12 protein-coding genes are annotated in these 14,285 nt (G+C 74.9%); 9 read left to right on the top strand and 3 right to left on the bottom strand.

Annotated elements, in window-relative coordinates; translation table 11 throughout:
* Positions 1 to 158: 158 nt before the first annotated feature.
* Positions 159 to 1,526: a hemolysin family protein gene (locus CP977_RS06195; protein WP_062758340.1), complete on the top strand. Its 1,368-nt coding sequence runs from the start codon at positions 159 to 161 to the stop codon at positions 1,524 to 1,526.
* Positions 1,523 to 2,671, top strand: coding sequence for a hemolysin family protein (locus CP977_RS06190; protein ID WP_229991597.1), 1,149 nt, complete (start codon positions 1,523 to 1,525; stop codon positions 2,669 to 2,671). The genes CP977_RS06195 and CP977_RS06190 overlap by 4 nt, the downstream gene beginning before the upstream one ends.
* A 9-nt stretch (positions 2,672 to 2,680) precedes the next feature.
* Here CP977_RS06190 and CP977_RS06185 read toward each other — a convergent pair whose 3' ends face one another.
* Entirely contained in the window at positions 2,681 to 4,597 is a 1,917-nt protein-coding gene (locus CP977_RS06185; protein WP_062758338.1) for an AAA family ATPase, read from the bottom strand.
* Between the two features lie 328 nt (positions 4,598 to 4,925).
* Positions 4,926 to 5,555, bottom strand: coding sequence for a uridine kinase family protein (locus CP977_RS06180; protein ID WP_152369749.1), 630 nt, complete (start codon positions 5,553 to 5,555; stop codon positions 4,926 to 4,928).
* A 201-nt stretch (positions 5,556 to 5,756) separates the two neighbouring features.
* Here CP977_RS06180 and CP977_RS06175 point away from each other — a divergent pair, with 201 nt between their 5' ends.
* The 4 genes from CP977_RS06175 (at position 5,757) to CP977_RS06160 (ending at position 9,740) form a co-directional block, all read left to right on the top strand.
* Positions 5,757 to 7,115, top strand: coding sequence for a peptidase C39 family protein (locus CP977_RS06175; RefSeq protein ID WP_152369748.1), 1,359 nt, complete (start codon positions 5,757 to 5,759; stop codon positions 7,113 to 7,115).
* A gap of 91 nt (positions 7,116 to 7,206) precedes the next feature.
* Positions 7,207 to 7,989 carry an SAM-dependent methyltransferase gene (locus CP977_RS06170; protein WP_062758332.1) on the top strand — a complete coding sequence of 261 codons (783 nt, stop codon included), beginning with the start codon at positions 7,207 to 7,209 and terminating at the stop codon, positions 7,987 to 7,989.
* A gap of 308 nt (positions 7,990 to 8,297) precedes the next feature.
* On the top strand, positions 8,298 to 8,447 hold the full coding sequence (locus tag CP977_RS06165; protein WP_229991598.1) for an SCO1431 family membrane protein: 150 nt from the start codon (positions 8,298 to 8,300) through the stop codon (positions 8,445 to 8,447).
* Positions 8,448 to 8,567: 120 nt separating this feature from the next.
* Entirely contained in the window at positions 8,568 to 9,740 is a 1,173-nt protein-coding gene (locus CP977_RS06160) for an acyl-CoA dehydrogenase family protein (RefSeq protein ID WP_152369747.1), read from the top strand.
* Between the two features lie 834 nt (positions 9,741 to 10,574).
* Here CP977_RS06160 and CP977_RS06150 read toward each other — a convergent pair.
* A complete protein-coding gene (locus CP977_RS06150) occupies positions 10,575 to 10,943 on the bottom strand; it encodes a hypothetical protein (RefSeq protein ID WP_152369746.1) in 369 nt (122 codons plus the stop codon).
* Between the two features lie 226 nt (positions 10,944 to 11,169).
* Here CP977_RS06150 and CP977_RS06145 point away from each other — a divergent pair, with 226 nt between their 5' ends.
* The 3 genes from CP977_RS06145 (at position 11,170) to CP977_RS06135 (ending at position 14,255) form a co-directional block, all read left to right on the top strand.
* Entirely contained in the window at positions 11,170 to 11,610 is a 441-nt protein-coding gene (locus CP977_RS06145) for an Lrp/AsnC family transcriptional regulator (protein WP_015032222.1), read from the top strand.
* Positions 11,611 to 11,698: 88 nt separating this feature from the next.
* Complete coding sequence (locus CP977_RS06140; protein WP_372460690.1) at positions 11,699 to 13,342, top strand: amidohydrolase; 1,644 nt, start codon at positions 11,699 to 11,701, stop codon at positions 13,340 to 13,342.
* A gap of 136 nt (positions 13,343 to 13,478) precedes the next feature.
* Entirely contained in the window at positions 13,479 to 14,255 is a 777-nt protein-coding gene (locus CP977_RS06135) for a polyprenol monophosphomannose synthase (RefSeq protein WP_062758326.1), read from the top strand.
* The last annotated feature ends 30 nt before the right edge of the window (positions 14,256 to 14,285 follow it).

The following is a 14,285-nucleotide window of genomic DNA, read 5'->3' as shown; positions in this document are numbered from 1 at the left end:
AATCTGGAGGCGGTGGTGCCGAGCGCACCACCGCCTCGCGTGTACGGGGCCGCCGCAGCGGCCCGCGAGGCCGCCCTTCGACCCGAGGAGTGACTCCCTCCAGCAATGGACGGATCGTCCGGTAGTACCCGCGCCGCCCCCTCCCAGGAGGCGGCGGCATGATCATCTCCCTTCTGCTGCTCGCCGCGGCCTTCCTCCTGATCCTCGCCAACGGCTTCTTCGTGGCCGCCGAGTTCGGTCTCGTGACCGTCGAGCGCGCCGAGGCCGAGCGGGCCGCGGCCACCGGCGACCGGCGCGCCCGCGCCGTCGTCACCGCGCTGCGCGAGCTGTCCTTCCAGCTCTCCGGCACCCAGCTCGGCATCACCCTCACCTCGCTCGTCGTCGGCATGCTCGCCGAGCCCGCGCTCGCCGGGCTGCTGCACGGCCCGCTCACCGCGGTCGGACTGCCCTCGGGGGCCGTCTCCGGGGTGTCCGTGGTGATCGGGATGCTGCTCGCCTCCGCCGTCCAGATGGTGGTCGGCGAGCTGGTGCCCAAGAACTGGGCGGTCTCCCGGCCGCTCCAGGTGGCCCGCTTCGTCGCCGCCCCGCAGCGCCGCTTCTCCGCCCTCTTCCGGCCTGTGATCGCCCTGCTCAACCGGGTCGCCAACCGTCTCGTCCGGCTCCTGGGCGTCGAGCCCACCGAGGAGCTGGACTCGGTCCGCACCCCCGGCGAGCTGGTCTCCCTGGCCCGGCACTCGGCCCTGGCCGGCGCCCTCGAACAGGACACCGCCGACCTCTTCGTACGGACCCTGTCCCTCGGCGGCCTCACCGCCGAGCAGGTCATGACCCCGCGCGTGAAGGTCAACGCCCTCCAGTGGGACGCCACCGCGGCCGACGTCCTCAACCTCACCCGGGCCACCGGCCTCTCGCGCTTCCCGGTCTACCGCGACCGGATCGACGAGATCGTCGGCATGGTCCACCTCAAGGACGCGCTCGCCGTCGCCCCGCACGCCCGGCTGCGCACCCCCGTCGGCCGGATCGCGGTCCCGCCGCTCCTGGTCCCCGAGTCGCTGCCCGCCCAGACCCTCCTGGAGCGGCTGCGCCGGGAGCAGCCGATCGCGGTGGTCGTCGACGAGTACGGGGGCACCGCCGGCGTCGTCACCCTGGAGGACATCGTCGAGGAGCTCGTCGGCGAGGTCCGCGACGAGCATGACACCGCGGCCGACGGACGGCCCGAGCTGGTCGCCGCCCCCGCCGAGGACGGGCGTCCCGCCTGGGACGCCGACGGCTCCTGCCGGGTCCACACCCTGCGCCGGATGGGCCTCGACGCGCCCGACGGGCCGTACGAGACCGTCGCCGGGCTCGTCGCCGACCTCCTCGGGCGCATCCCCGTCGCCGGGGACCGGGTCGAGCTGCCCGGCTGGCACCTCACGGTCCGCCGGGTCGACCACTACCGCGCCGAATCCGTCCGGCTCGTCCGGGCGGACCCGGTGGCGGTGCCGGTGGCGGCCTCCGCCGCCCCGCTGGTCGCGGAGGGCGCCCGATGAGCACCCTGCAACTCCTCTTCGCCGTCCTCCTGGTCCTCGCCAACGGCTTCTTCGTCGGGGCCGAGTTCGCCCTCGTCTCCGTCCGGCGCAGCCAGATCGAGCCGCTCGGCGGGGCCAGGGCCAAGCAGGTCCTGTACGGCCTGGAGAACCTGCCGCGGATGATGGCGGCCGCGCAGTTCGGCATCACGGTCTGCTCGCTGACGCTCGGCGCCGTCGCCGAGCCGACCGTCGCCCGGCTCCTCGAACCCGTCTTCCACGCGGCCGGGGTCCCCGAGGGCCTGATCCACCCGCTCGGCTACGTCATCGCCCTGGCCGCCGTCGTCTTCCTCCACCTCGTCATCGGCGAGATGGTCCCGAAGAACCTGGCGATGGCCGCGCCGGAGCGGACCGCGCTCTGGCTGGCCCCGGCGCTCGTCGGCTTCGCCCGGCTCTGCCGGCCCGTGACGACCGCCCTGGGCGCCTGCGCCGGGCTGGTCCTGCGGGCCTTCGGGGTCGAGCCGAAGGACGAGGTGGAGGCCGTCTTCACCAGCGCCCAGCTGGGCCGTCTCGTCGAGGACGCCGGACAGGCCGGCCTGCTCGACCCGGCCGAGCAGGAGCGCCTGGAGGACGCGCTCGAACTGGGCTCCCGCCCGGTGACGGACGTCCTCATCGCCTCCGCCTCCCTGGTCACGGTCCCGCCGTCCGTCACCCCGCGCGAGATCGAGGAGCTGACCGTGCGGACCGGGTACTCGCGCTTCCCGGTCCGCGCCGAGGCGGGCGCCGCCTTCATGGGCTTCGTGCACGTGAAGGACGTCCTCGACCTGGAGGAGCGGGAGCGGGCGGTGCCGCAGCGGCTGTGGCGGCCGATGGCGACACTCCGGGCGGAGCTGCCGCTCGACGACGCCCTCACCGTGATGCGCCGGGCCGCGACCCATCTGGCGCAGGTCGCGGACGGCTCGGGCCGGGTCCTCGGCCTCGTCGCCCTGGAGGACGTCCTGGAGATGCTGGTGGGCGAGGTCCGCGACCCCGCCCACCGGGTGCGCCCCCGGACGGCCACGGTCACGATCCCGGTCACGGCACCGCACCCGTCCCCGGCGCAGGGCGCGGCCCGGGCCCCGGGCACGGTGCCGGGCGCGGGCCCCTCGCCGGCTCCCGCGCGGAGCTAGTGCACCCGGCTAGTACGGGGGCGGTTCCTGCTGCGGGCCGCGGTCGACCGGACCGCGGCCCGACAGGACCTCCCCGTACGCCTGCATGAGGTCCGCGAGCCGGAGGGTGGCCAGGTCCTCCCGGGTCGGGCTGCCCGGGTAGCCGGAGAGCCGCAGGTCCCGGTAGGCGCAGGACTTCTCGTACAGGGTGCGCAGGAAGCGCCCGTTGCCCAGCTCGTCGATCCAGCCCTGCTCCACGACGTGCCCGCTGATCGAGCGCAGTTCGTCGCGGGCCTCGTCGTCCCAGCCGTCCCCGTTGGCCGCCGCGAGGACCTCGCCGATGGCGGTGAGTTCGAGCGGCCGGTACGAGGGGAAGTCGACCCGGGTGGTGAACCGGGAGGAGAGCCCGGGGTTGGTGGACAGCAGCCGGTCCATGCCCTCGGGGTAGCCGGCCAGGATGACCACCAGGTGGTCGCGGTTGTCCTCGGCCCGCTTCAGGAGCACCTGGAGCGCCTCGTCGCCGTACGCGTCGCCCTTGCTGTAGCCGGTGTTGGAGAGCGCGTAGGCCTCGTCCACGAAGAGCACCCCGCCGACCGCCGAGTCGATCAGCTCGTTTGCCTTGACCGCCGTCTGGCCCAGGAACTCGCCGACCAGGTCGGCCCGCTGGGCCTCCACGAGGTGGTCGCCGCCGAGCAGCCCGAGGGCGTAGAAGACCCGGCCCAGGATGCGGGCGACGGTGGTCTTGCCGGTGCCCGAGGGGCCGGAGAAGACGAAGTGCCGCTTGGGCGGCTGGACCGGCAGCCCCTGGTCGGCCCGGAGCCGCGCCATCTCCAACTGCGCCGAGAGCGCCTTGACCTGCCGCTTCACCGGTTCGAGGCCGACCATGCCCTCCAGCTCGGCCAGCGCCTCCGCGAGCAGCGCCGGATCGGTGGGCCCGGCCGGGAAGCGCGGCGGCTCCGGCTGCCGGGGGACCCGGGCCATCTGCCGTACGGCCTCCGGGGGCGGCGGCGCGGCCGGCGGCACCGGGTCGGGCGCGAGCCGCAGCCCGTCCCCGAGCCCGCCGGTGTCGGGCTCGGCGCCCGGCACGGCGTCCACCGCGTCCTGGCCGAGACCGCCGCCGACCGTGCCCAGCGAGACCGTCGCGAGCCCGGCCGGGTCCTCCAGGCCGTCGTAGCCCTCGAAGCCGTCGTACGCGGTGATCGCCGCGAGCCGGGCAGCCGTGTCCATGAACGCCGGGTCGATCCGGTGCACGGCCCGGTAGAGCGGCAGGGCGGCGGCGCTGCGCCCGGTGCCCTCGTGGGCGCGGGCCAGCCAGTACCGCAACTCCTTGCGCTGCGGCTGCTCGCTGCGGCACCGCATCAGGGAGGCCGAGAGCAGCGGCTCGGCCTGGCCGTACATCTCCAGGCGCACCCGGGCCATGCCGCCGAAGAGCCCGGCCTCGATGCCGAGCAGCGGGTCGTCTACGAGGGGCTCGGTGAGCCGGACGAGCTGGTCCCAGTCCTTGACGAGATAGGCCCGGCAGGCGTGCAGGAAGCGCACCTGGGGGTCGGCGTCGACCGGGGGGAGCCCCGCGAGGGCCCGGTCCAGCTCGGGCACGTGGCGCCCGTCGAGCCAGTGGGAGGCGTGCGCGAGCAGCAGGTCGCGCGGGCTCTCCAGGACGGGCTGCACCCACCAGCCCAGCCAGTACCAGGAGTTCAGGGTGCGCCGGTAGCGGTTCCGCTGCTCGCCGAAGCGCTCGCGGTGCCGGTACATGCGCAGCAGCGCGGTCGTGGTGTCGACCCGGAGCGCGTGCAGCCCGAGCCAGGCGTCCGCCATCCCGGGATCGATCCGCACCGCCGCCCGGAACTCGTCCTCCGCCTGCGGGTAGGCGCCCATCGTGTAGGCGTCGACTCCGCGCAGCCAGGCGAGCTCGGCCGGGGGCTGCGAGCCCTGTGTGCCGATGTCCATCGGGTCCCCCACAACCGTCATCGCATGGACGGGATTTGACCGCACCTGGGGCATCGTACCTGCGCAGGGGGTGCGCGCTTAAGGAGAAGCGCATGATCCGGAAGCGGTGACCCTGGGTGAGCGCCGGGGGACGCGAAGGGCGCTGGAGGGGCCTCGGGAGGGCTTCCGGAGGGGCTCCCGGGGCAGAACGAAGCCCCCGATCACGGGGGAACAACCGGGGGCTTCGCGTCCGCGGCGGCTCCGAAAAGCCGCACATTCAGAACGTAAGACCTGTACGCCCCTGGGGTCAAGCGGAGTTGGGGCACTTGCGCAAGTGGACCCGGGCCCCTCAGTTCGCGGACAGAAAGCCGTCACGGTGGGTGATGATCTGGTCCGTGCCCGCTGTCACACGGGGCCCGGGAAGCCACTCGTATCCCTCCTGACACTCCCGTACCAGGGTGTCGGCGAAGGGCCGGGAGGGGTCCTCGGAGAAATGGCGAGTCTCCGCCACGGTCCAGCCCTCCCAGAACGCCGCCTGCTCCGGGCCGTCCCGGTGCCGGCCCCGCTGCCAGGACTCCTCCGCGCCGCGCTCCATCCACAGCAGGCGCGCGAGGAAGGGCCGCACCGCCCGCCGGCCCGCGCCGACGCCCTCCACGAGGACCACCGGCGCCGGGGGCAGCGCGCGCGGCTCCCCGAAGCGCCGCAGCCGCCAGTCGTACGGGCGGTAGGCCGCGGCCGCGCCCCGCGCGAGGGGTTCCAGGACCTGTTCCCGCAGCCGGCCGGTCCACGCGAACAGCTCTTCGTGGGTGGCGAGGTCGTCGAGGTGGAGGACGGGGGCGTCGCCGAGGGCGGTGGAGAGGCGGGCCGCGAGGGTGGACTTGCCGGAGCCCGCGTGCCCGTCGACCGCGACCAGCCGGACCGGCCCGCAGGAGGGCGGCAGCCGGAGCAGCGCGCGGGCCGCGCGGTCGAGGTCGTCCATGGGCCCAGGGTAGGGGAGCGGGGACCGCCGCAGGTCAGGGAGGTGCCGCCGTCAGTGGACGAGACCAATATTGGTCCGGCGACGCGGGGCGAAGTGCTGGCGGAGGCCCGCCGGGGCCGGGATAGTGGGGCCGCGCGACCGGTCCGTACACCAGGTCGGCACATCCGCGCGCCCACCGTTCTCGACTGGGGGTCACCGCCCATGACCAGTTCCACCCCGCGCAGAACCGTCCTCGCCGCGGCGCTCGCGGCCGCCGCGGGAACGGCCGCGGCCGCCGTTCCCGCCGTCGCCTCCGCCGCCCCCGGGGGCCGGGCCCCCGCGCCCGGCCTCGTGGACAACCGCTTCTGGTCCTCGTACGCGGACTGGCGGCGCGGCACCGCCGCCGGTACGAGGGCGGTCCCGGGGCTCCGCCCGGGCCTGGTCATCGACCGGCCCGCCGGCCGCACCGACCACACCGACCCGCACACCGGACGGACCTCGACCTGGGAGTACGCGAGCTGGACCTCGCCCGAGTACACCCCGGCCGTGCCCGCCACCGAGGTCATCGCCTCCTGGAACGCCCGCACGCCCCCGGGCACCTGGATCCAGATCGAGCTCTCCGGCACGTACTCCGACTCCACGGCCGTCCCCCGGTACGTCCTGGGCCGCTGGGCCTCCGGCGACGGCACGGAGGACATCCGGCGCACCTCGGTGGACGACCAGACCGACGGCCGGAGCAGCGTCTGGACCGACACCTTCGCGATCGACGACCCGGCGAGCGGGCTGCGGCTGCGCTCGTACCGGCTGCGCCTGACCCTGTACCGGGCGCCGGGCAGCGGCCGGACCCCGACGGTGTGGCGGGTCGGCGCCATGGCCTCGGACGTCCCGGACCGCTTCACCGTCGCGGCCTCCGCGCCCGGCCCCGCCCGCGAACTGGCCGTGCCGCGCTACTCGCAGAACACCCACGTCGGGCAGTACCCCGAGTACGACAACGGCGGCGAGGCCTGGTGCAGCCCGACCTCCTCCCAGATGGTCGTGGAGTACTGGGGGCGCCGCCCCTCGGCGGAGGACCTGGCCTGGGTGGACCCGGCCTTCGCCGACCCGCAGGTCTGCCACGCGGCCCGCTTCACCTACGACCACCAGTACGAGGGCTGCGGCAACTGGCCCTTCAACGCCGCCTACGCCGCCACCTACCCCGGCATGAACGCCGTGGTCACCCGGCTGCGCTCGCTCACCGAACTGGAGGGCCTGGTCCGCGCCGGCATCCCGGTCATAACGTCCCAGTCCTTCCTCGAGGAGGAACTGACCGGCGCCGGTTACGGCACCGCGGGCCACCTGATGACCGTCGTCGGCTTCACCCCGGCCGGCGACGTCGTCGCCAACGACCCGGCCTCCCCGAGCAACGAGGCCGTCCGCCGGGTCTACCGGCGGCGCGAGTGGGAGAACATCTGGCTGCGGACGAAGCGGTACGACGCGAACGGCAAGGTCCGCGGCGGCACGGGCGGCGTCTGCTACGTCTACTGGCCGACCGGCCCGACCCCGGCCCAGCGCCGCGCGCTGCGGTCGCTCGGCCTGCGGTGAGGGGCCCGGGCCTGCGGGCGGTGTGAACCGGCGAGGGCCAAAGCGCCGCCGGAACGCGGGAGTTGCGGAAGCGCTGCGCTACGTTGAGGGCGTGACCGACATCGAATCGCGCATCGACACCTCCCGGCCGCACACCGCCCGGATATGGAACTACTGGACCGGCGGCAAGGACAACTACCCCGTCGACCGGGAGGCGGGGGACCGGATCCGGGAACTGCACCCCGGGATCGGGGAGTACGCGAAGGCGGACCGGCTGTTCCTGGGGCGGGCGGTGCGGTACCTGGCCGGGCAGGAGGGCGTCCGGCAGTTCCTGGACATCGGGACGGGGCTGCCGAGCGCCGACAACACGCACGAGGTCGCCCAGCGGGTCGCCCCCGACGCGCGGGTCGTGTACGTGGACAACGACCCGCTCGTCCTCGCGCACGCCCGCGCCCTCCTCGTCGGGACGCCCGAGGGCGCCACCGACTACCTGGACGCCGACCTGCGGGACGTCGACACGATCCTGGCCGCCGCGGCGAAGACGCTCGACCTCTCGAAGCCGGTCGCCCTGATGCTGCTCGGGGTCGTCATCTTCGTCGAGGACGACGAGGAGTCGTACGGAGTCGTCCGCCGGCTCATGGACGCGCTCGCGCCCGGCAGCCACCTCGTCCTGTCCCACACGGTCACCCACCCCGACATGCCGGACGTCGACGCGGCGGTGGCCTTCTGGAACGAGCACGGCACCCCGAAGCTCACCCAGCGCACCCCCGAGGCGGTCGCGCGCTACTTCGACGGCCTGGAGCTCCTGGAACCCGGCGTGGTCTCCTGCTCCGCCTGGCGAGCGGAGCGACCGGCGCCGGACGTCGCGATGTACGCGGGCGTCGGCCGCAAGTGAGGGAGGGGGCGGGCACGGGCGGCCCGCCCCGACCGTCTCCCTCTTGGCCGCGCGGTACAGACGACCGCGTCGTACGACGATCGAGCGGTACGACGATCGGGCAGTGCGACGCGAGCGGCGACGTGGCGTCCGGCGACGTGGCGTCCGGCACAGGAGGTGCCCGCCGACCTCGCCTCCCCGACCGCCCCCCGGCCGCTCGGCGCAAGGCCTCTCCGGGTCCCGGTGTCCTCCGGCGCGCCGGGACGGGCCCGGGGGACGTGACGGACATCTCTACCCCGGAGCCGCCTCCGTGGCGCATGGTGTTCGTCATGACCTCCACCACCCACAGCCTCGCCCTCTTCCGCGCCCGCACGGGCGGTCCCCGGGACGACGACGGGCCCAAGATCCTGGAGAACGTCCTCGGCTGGACCCTGGTCGTGCTGCTCGCCGTGCTCGTCACCCGGGCGGGCCTCATGTGACGGCGTCGGTGTGATCCCCCGGCGGCCGCGTGAACCCGGCCCGCCCGGCGGGCATACTCCCCGCGACCCCGGCATCCCGCGTGCGGCCCGCCCGCGCCCGGCAGGGAGGAGCGTCCGGCCGTGCCCGACACCCCCGCGGACGGCGTGGAGCGCCGACTGTCCACCGACGAGGCCCGCGAGCTGCTCGCCCTGGTGCGCGGCATCGCCCGGCGGGAGATCGCCCCGTCCGCCGCGGCCGAGGAGGCCGCCGGACGCTTCCCCCGCGAACTGTTCGCGCTGCTCTCCCGCTCCGGCCTCCTCGGACTGCCCTACGGCCCCGCGTACGGCGGGGGAGGCCGGCCGTACGAGGTGTACCTCCAGGTCCTGGAGGAACTCGCCGCCGCCCGGCTCACCGTCGGCCTCGGCGTCAGCGTCCACACCCTCTCCTGCCACGCGCTCGCCGGCTTCGGCACCGAGGAGCAGCGGGCCGCGCACCTGCCCGCGATGCTGGGCGGCGGCCTCCTCGGCGCGTACTGCCTCTCCGAGCCCTCCGCCGGGTCGGACGCGGCGGCGCTGCGGACCCGGGCCGTCCGCGACGGCGACGGGTGGACGATCGACGGCACCAAAGCGTGGATCACGCACGGCGGGATCGCCGACTTCTGCACGGTCATGGCCCGCACCGGCGGCCCCGGCGCGCGCGGCATCACGGCCTTCCTGGTCCCCGGGGACGCGCCGGGCCTGAGCGCGGACCCGCCCGAGCGGAAGATGGGCATGGGCGGCTCGCCCACCGCGCAACTGCGCTTCGACGGCGTACGGGTCCCCGACGCGCGGCGGCTCGGCGGGGAGGGGCAGGGCTTCGCGATCGCGCTCGACGCCCTGGACTCGGGACGGCTCGGCATCGCCGCCTGCGCCGTGGGGCTCGCCCAGGCCGCCCTGGACACGGCCGTCGGGTACGCCCGGGAGCGCCGCCGGTCCGGTCGGCCGATCGCCGACTTCCAGGGGCTCCGCTTCCTCCTCGCCGACATGGCGACCCAGGTCGAGGCGGGCCGGGCGCTGTACCTGGAGGCGGCGCGACTGCGGGACGAGGGGCGGCCCTTCGGCCGGTGCGCGGCGATGGCCAAGCTCTTCTGCACGGACGCCGCGATGCGGGTCACGACGGACGCGGTGCAGGTGCTCGGCGGGTACGGCTGCACGGCGGACTTCCCGGTGGAGCGCTTCCTGCGGGAGGCCAAGATGCTCCAGATCGTGGAGGGGACCAATCAGATCCAGCGGGTGGTCATCGCCCGTCACCTGGTCGGACCAGAGTCCCGCTGACCCGGACGGTCCGGTCCGCCCAGACGGGCCCCGCGGCGAGCCGGGTCCACTCCTGGTCGCGGTGGCCGGGCAGGGTGCGGCCCTGGCTCGCCCAGAGCGAGAGCACGTCCTGGTAGATGGGCGGGTGCGCCGGGACGGGAGCGGGAAGGGCCGCGGAGACCGGGCCCTGCGCCGAGACCGGGACCGGGGCGGCGACCGGGACGGGGGTGGTGATCGTGACCGGCGGGTTGGCGGGGAGGGGCGGGCTGATCGGGGCTGGGGCCGGAGCCGAAGCCGGAGCCGAAGCTGGTGCCGGGGCCGGGGCCGGAGCTGGTGCCGGGATCGGGGCCGAAGCCGGTGCCTGAGCTGCTGTCAGAGCCGGAGCCGGGGCCGGTGGCTGCGCCTGCGGCTGTACGCGGGGTCGGGGCCGGTCCTGGGGCCGGACCCGGGTTTCGGCCCGTGCCTCCGTCCGGCCCTCCGCCTCCCCTTCCGCCCGGGGCTGCGCCTGCCCCTGCGCCGGGACGGGCACAGGCACGGGCATGGGTACGGGCGTGGATCCGGCCGCGGACCCGGGTGGGGGCGCCGGAGCGGACACGGCCGTCGTCGCCGGCGCCGCAGCCGGTTGAGGAACCGATTCTTCAATGCGCGGCTCGGCCTGCCGGTGCCGACCGTAACCGCTGGGCGTCGTGTGCAGCGTGGTCATGCCCTGACCAACGCGCCCCGGCGGCCAAGGGTCACCGCCGAGCGGATTCGAGCGGCAGTTCGCCCGGTACCCGGGCGGTCCCGTTCCCCGCGCCGTCCGGTCTCCCGTACCGCGCCGTCACGCGGTACGGGAACGTCCGGCGGCGTACGGCCTCAGGCCGCGCGGCGCATCTGCGGCACCCGGATCGGGCGCGAGCCCGGGCCGCCGACGTGCGAGAAGGGCTGCGTGCGCCAGTCGAGCCCCTGGGGGAGCGTCAGGAGCAGCGCGGTGTCCTGCTCCTGGACCTCCAGGGTGTCGTCGGCGGCGGACGCCTCGGAGGCCGCGAGGCCCGTGCCCGGGCACACCGTGAGGACGAAGGGGTTCCACGGCGTCGGGCAGAGCGCGTGCTCCGGCAGCACGTCCTCGTCCGCGAGCAGCGCGATGGGCTGCACGCACTCCGGGCAGACGACCCGGAACATCTCAAAGGTGTCGTACGCGTCGAGCTCGTCGGACATGTCGACCGAATCAACAGGCTCCTGCATGGAGAATCTCCCCCTCGGCTGGGTCGGCCGGATCTGTGCGGCCTTCGACCACAGCAACCACTTCCCATGCGGAACTCCGCATAATCGTGAGGCGGCATCCCGGGCCGGGCGCAAACCTGTGGCGTTCGTCACATGCCCGTCGCAGGTGCCTCGTGACGGCGCATAGCGCCCCATACGGGCCGCCCCGGGCTGTGCCGCGCGCCCTCCGGAGCACTAGGGTCACCGCATGGAGGAGCTGGATCGTCAGATCGTGGAGTTGCTCGTCAAGGACGGGCGCATGAGCTACACCGACCTGGGCAAGGCCACCGGCCTGTCCACGTCGGCCGTGCATCAGCGCGTCCGCCGACTGGAGCAGCGCGGTGTCATCCGCGGCTACGCCGCCGTCGTCGACCCGGAGGCCGTGGGCCTGCCGCTGACCGCCTTCATCTCGGTCAAACCCTTCGACCCCAGCGCCCCCGACGACACCCCCGACCGGCTCGCCGACATCCCCGAGATCGAGGCCTGCCACAGCGTCGCGGGCGACGAGAACTACATCCTCAAGGTCCGGGTCGCCACCCCGCTGGAGCTGGAGCACCTGCTCAGCCGCATCCGCTCCCAGGCCGGCGTGTCCAGCCGTACGACGGTGGTCCTGTCCACCCCGTACGAGGCCCGGCCGCCGCGCGTCTGACCCGCCGGCACCCGTCCGGCGTGCCCTTCGGCATCCGCCGGGGGACCTGCCGGACGAACCGGGTCCGCGCAGGTCCTAGCCTGGTGCCATGAGCGAGTCCATGCCTGCCGGGTCTCCCGGCGAACACCGCACCGTGCTGCTGCGCGGGGGAGAAGTCCACAGCCCCGCCGACCCCTTCGCCACCGCCATGGTGGTGGAGCGCGGGCACGTCGCCTGGGTCGGTTCGGAGGGCGCGGCCGACTCCTTCGCGTCCGGCGTGGACGAGGTGGTCGACCTGGAGGGCGCGCTCGTCACCCCGGCGTTCGTCGACGCGCACGTGCACACCACCGCCACCGGCTTCGCCCTCACCGGGCTCGACCTCTCCTCCGCCGCCTCGCTCGCCGAGGCGGCGGAGCGGATCCGGGCCCACGCCGCCGCCCGCCCCGAGGACCGCGTCCTCCTCGGCCACGGCTGGGACGCCTCCCGCTGGCCCGAGCGCCGCCCGCTCACCCGCGACGAGCTCGACGGCCTCACCGGCGGCCGCCCGCTCTACCTGACCCGGATCGACGTCCACTCGGCCGTCGTCACCACCGCCATGCTCGACCTCGTGCCCGGCGTCCGGGACCTGGACGGCTTCCACGACGGCCTGTGGCCCCTCACCGGCGACGCCCACCACGCCGTGCGCGCCGCCGCCTTCGGCGCCGTGTCCGCGCTCCAGCGCACCGGGGCCCAGCGCGCCGCCCGCGCCCGGGCCGCCTCCCTCGGCATCGGCACCCTGCACGAGTGCGGCGGCCCGCGGATCTCCTCCGAGGAGGACTTCACCGGACTGCTCGACCTCGCGCGCGAGGAGGCCGGGCCCCGGGTCGTCGGCTACTGGGCCGACCTCGACGTGGAGCGGGCGCGGGACCTCGGCGCGCTCGGCGCCGCCGGGGACCTGTTCGCCGACGGCTCCCTCGGCTCCCACACGGCCTGCCTCCACGAGCCGTACGCCGACCACGCCGACACCGGTCACACGGGCGCCGCCCACCTGGACGCGACCACCGTCGCCCTCCACGTGGTCGCCTGCACCGAGGCGGGGCTCCAGGCCGGCTTCCACGCCATCGGGGACGCCGCCGTCACCGCCGTCGTCGAGGGCTTCCGGGCCGCCGCCGAGAAGCTGGGCCTCGCCCGGATCCGGGCCGCCCGGCACCGCGTCGAGCACGTCGAGATGCTCACCCCCGAGACGATCGCCGCCTTCGCCGAGCTGGGCCTCACCGCCTCCGTCCAGCCCGCCTTCGACGCGCTCTGGGGCGGCGAGGAGGGCATGTACGCCGACCGGCTCGGCGCCGAGCGGGCCCGCACCCTCAACCCGTACGCGGCGCTGCTGCGCGCCGGAGTGCCGCTGGCCTTCGGCTCCGACAGCCCCGTCACCCCGCTCGATCCCTGGGGCACCGTCCGGGCCGCCGCCTTCCACCGCACCCCCGAGCACCGGATCTCCGCCCGCGCCGCCTTCACCGCCCACACCCGGGGCGGCTGGCGTGCCGTCGGTCGCGACGACGCCGGGACGCTGGTCCCCGGCGCCCCCGCCGACTACGCGGTCTGGCGCACCGAGGAGCTGGTCGTCCAGGCGCCCGACGACCGGGTCGCCCGCTGGTCCACCGACCCGCGCTCCGGCACGCCCGGCCTGCCCGACCTCTCGCCCGGCGCCGACCTCCCCGTCTGCCTGCGCACGGTGGTGCACGGACGGACGGTGTTCGCGCGGCCGGACGCGTGACGCGCCGCCCGGCCGGGACCGCGCCGCCCGATCGGGACTACGCCGCACGTCACCCGTCCCACCCGACCCGCCACGCCGGAGCACCCCTGGGACCTCGCTATGGTGGGGGCCTGTGTTTGCATCCGAAGGGGCAGTAGTGAACGACGGTGGCCAGAGGCGTTACGGCCCGCTCGGCAAGGCCTTGGTGATCATTCCGACCTACAACGAGGCGGACAACATCAAGCCGATCGTCGCGCGGGTGCGGGAAGCCGTACCCGACGCGCACGTTCTCGTCGCCGACGACAACAGCCCCGACGGCACGGGCAAGTTCGCGGACGAGATCGCCTCCGAGGACGACCACGTGCACGTCCTGCACCGCAAGGGCAAGGAGGGGCTCGGCGCCGCCTACCTGGCCGGCTTCCGGTGGGGCATCGAGCACGGCTACGGCGTCCTCGTCGAGATGGACGCCGACGGCTCCCACCAGCCCGAGGAGCTGCCCCGGCTGCTCACCGCCCTCAAGGGCGCGGACCTGGTGCTCGGCTCCCGCTGGGTGCCGGGCGGGCGGATCGTGAACTGGCCGAAGTCCCGCGAGTTCATCTCCCGGGGCGGCAGCCTCTACTCGCGCGTGATGCTCGACGTGCCGATCCGCGACGTCACCGGCGGCTACCGGGCCTTCCGCAAGGAGACCCTGGAGGGCCTGGGCCTGGAGGACGTGGCCTCGGCCGGGTACTGCTTCCAGGTCGACCTGGCCCGGCGCGCGGTCGCCGCGGGCTACCACGTCGTGGAGGTCCCGATCACCTTCGTGGAGCGGGAGGTCGGCGACTCGAAGATGAGCCGCGACATCCTCGTCGAGGCGCTGTGGCGGGTCACCGGCTGGGGCCTGACGGCGCGCGCGGAGAAGGTCGGCAAGCGGCTGGGCCGCAAGTCCTCCTGACCCCGCCCCCGTACTGATCTTCCCTTTACG

The organism is Streptomyces cinereoruber (genome assembly GCF_009299385.1).
Taxonomy (GTDB): domain Bacteria; phylum Actinomycetota; class Actinomycetes; order Streptomycetales; family Streptomycetaceae; genus Streptomyces; species Streptomyces bikiniensis.
The sequence above is the reverse complement of the archived record's forward strand: the minus strand, read 5'-3'. Positions and strand labels throughout refer to the sequence as shown.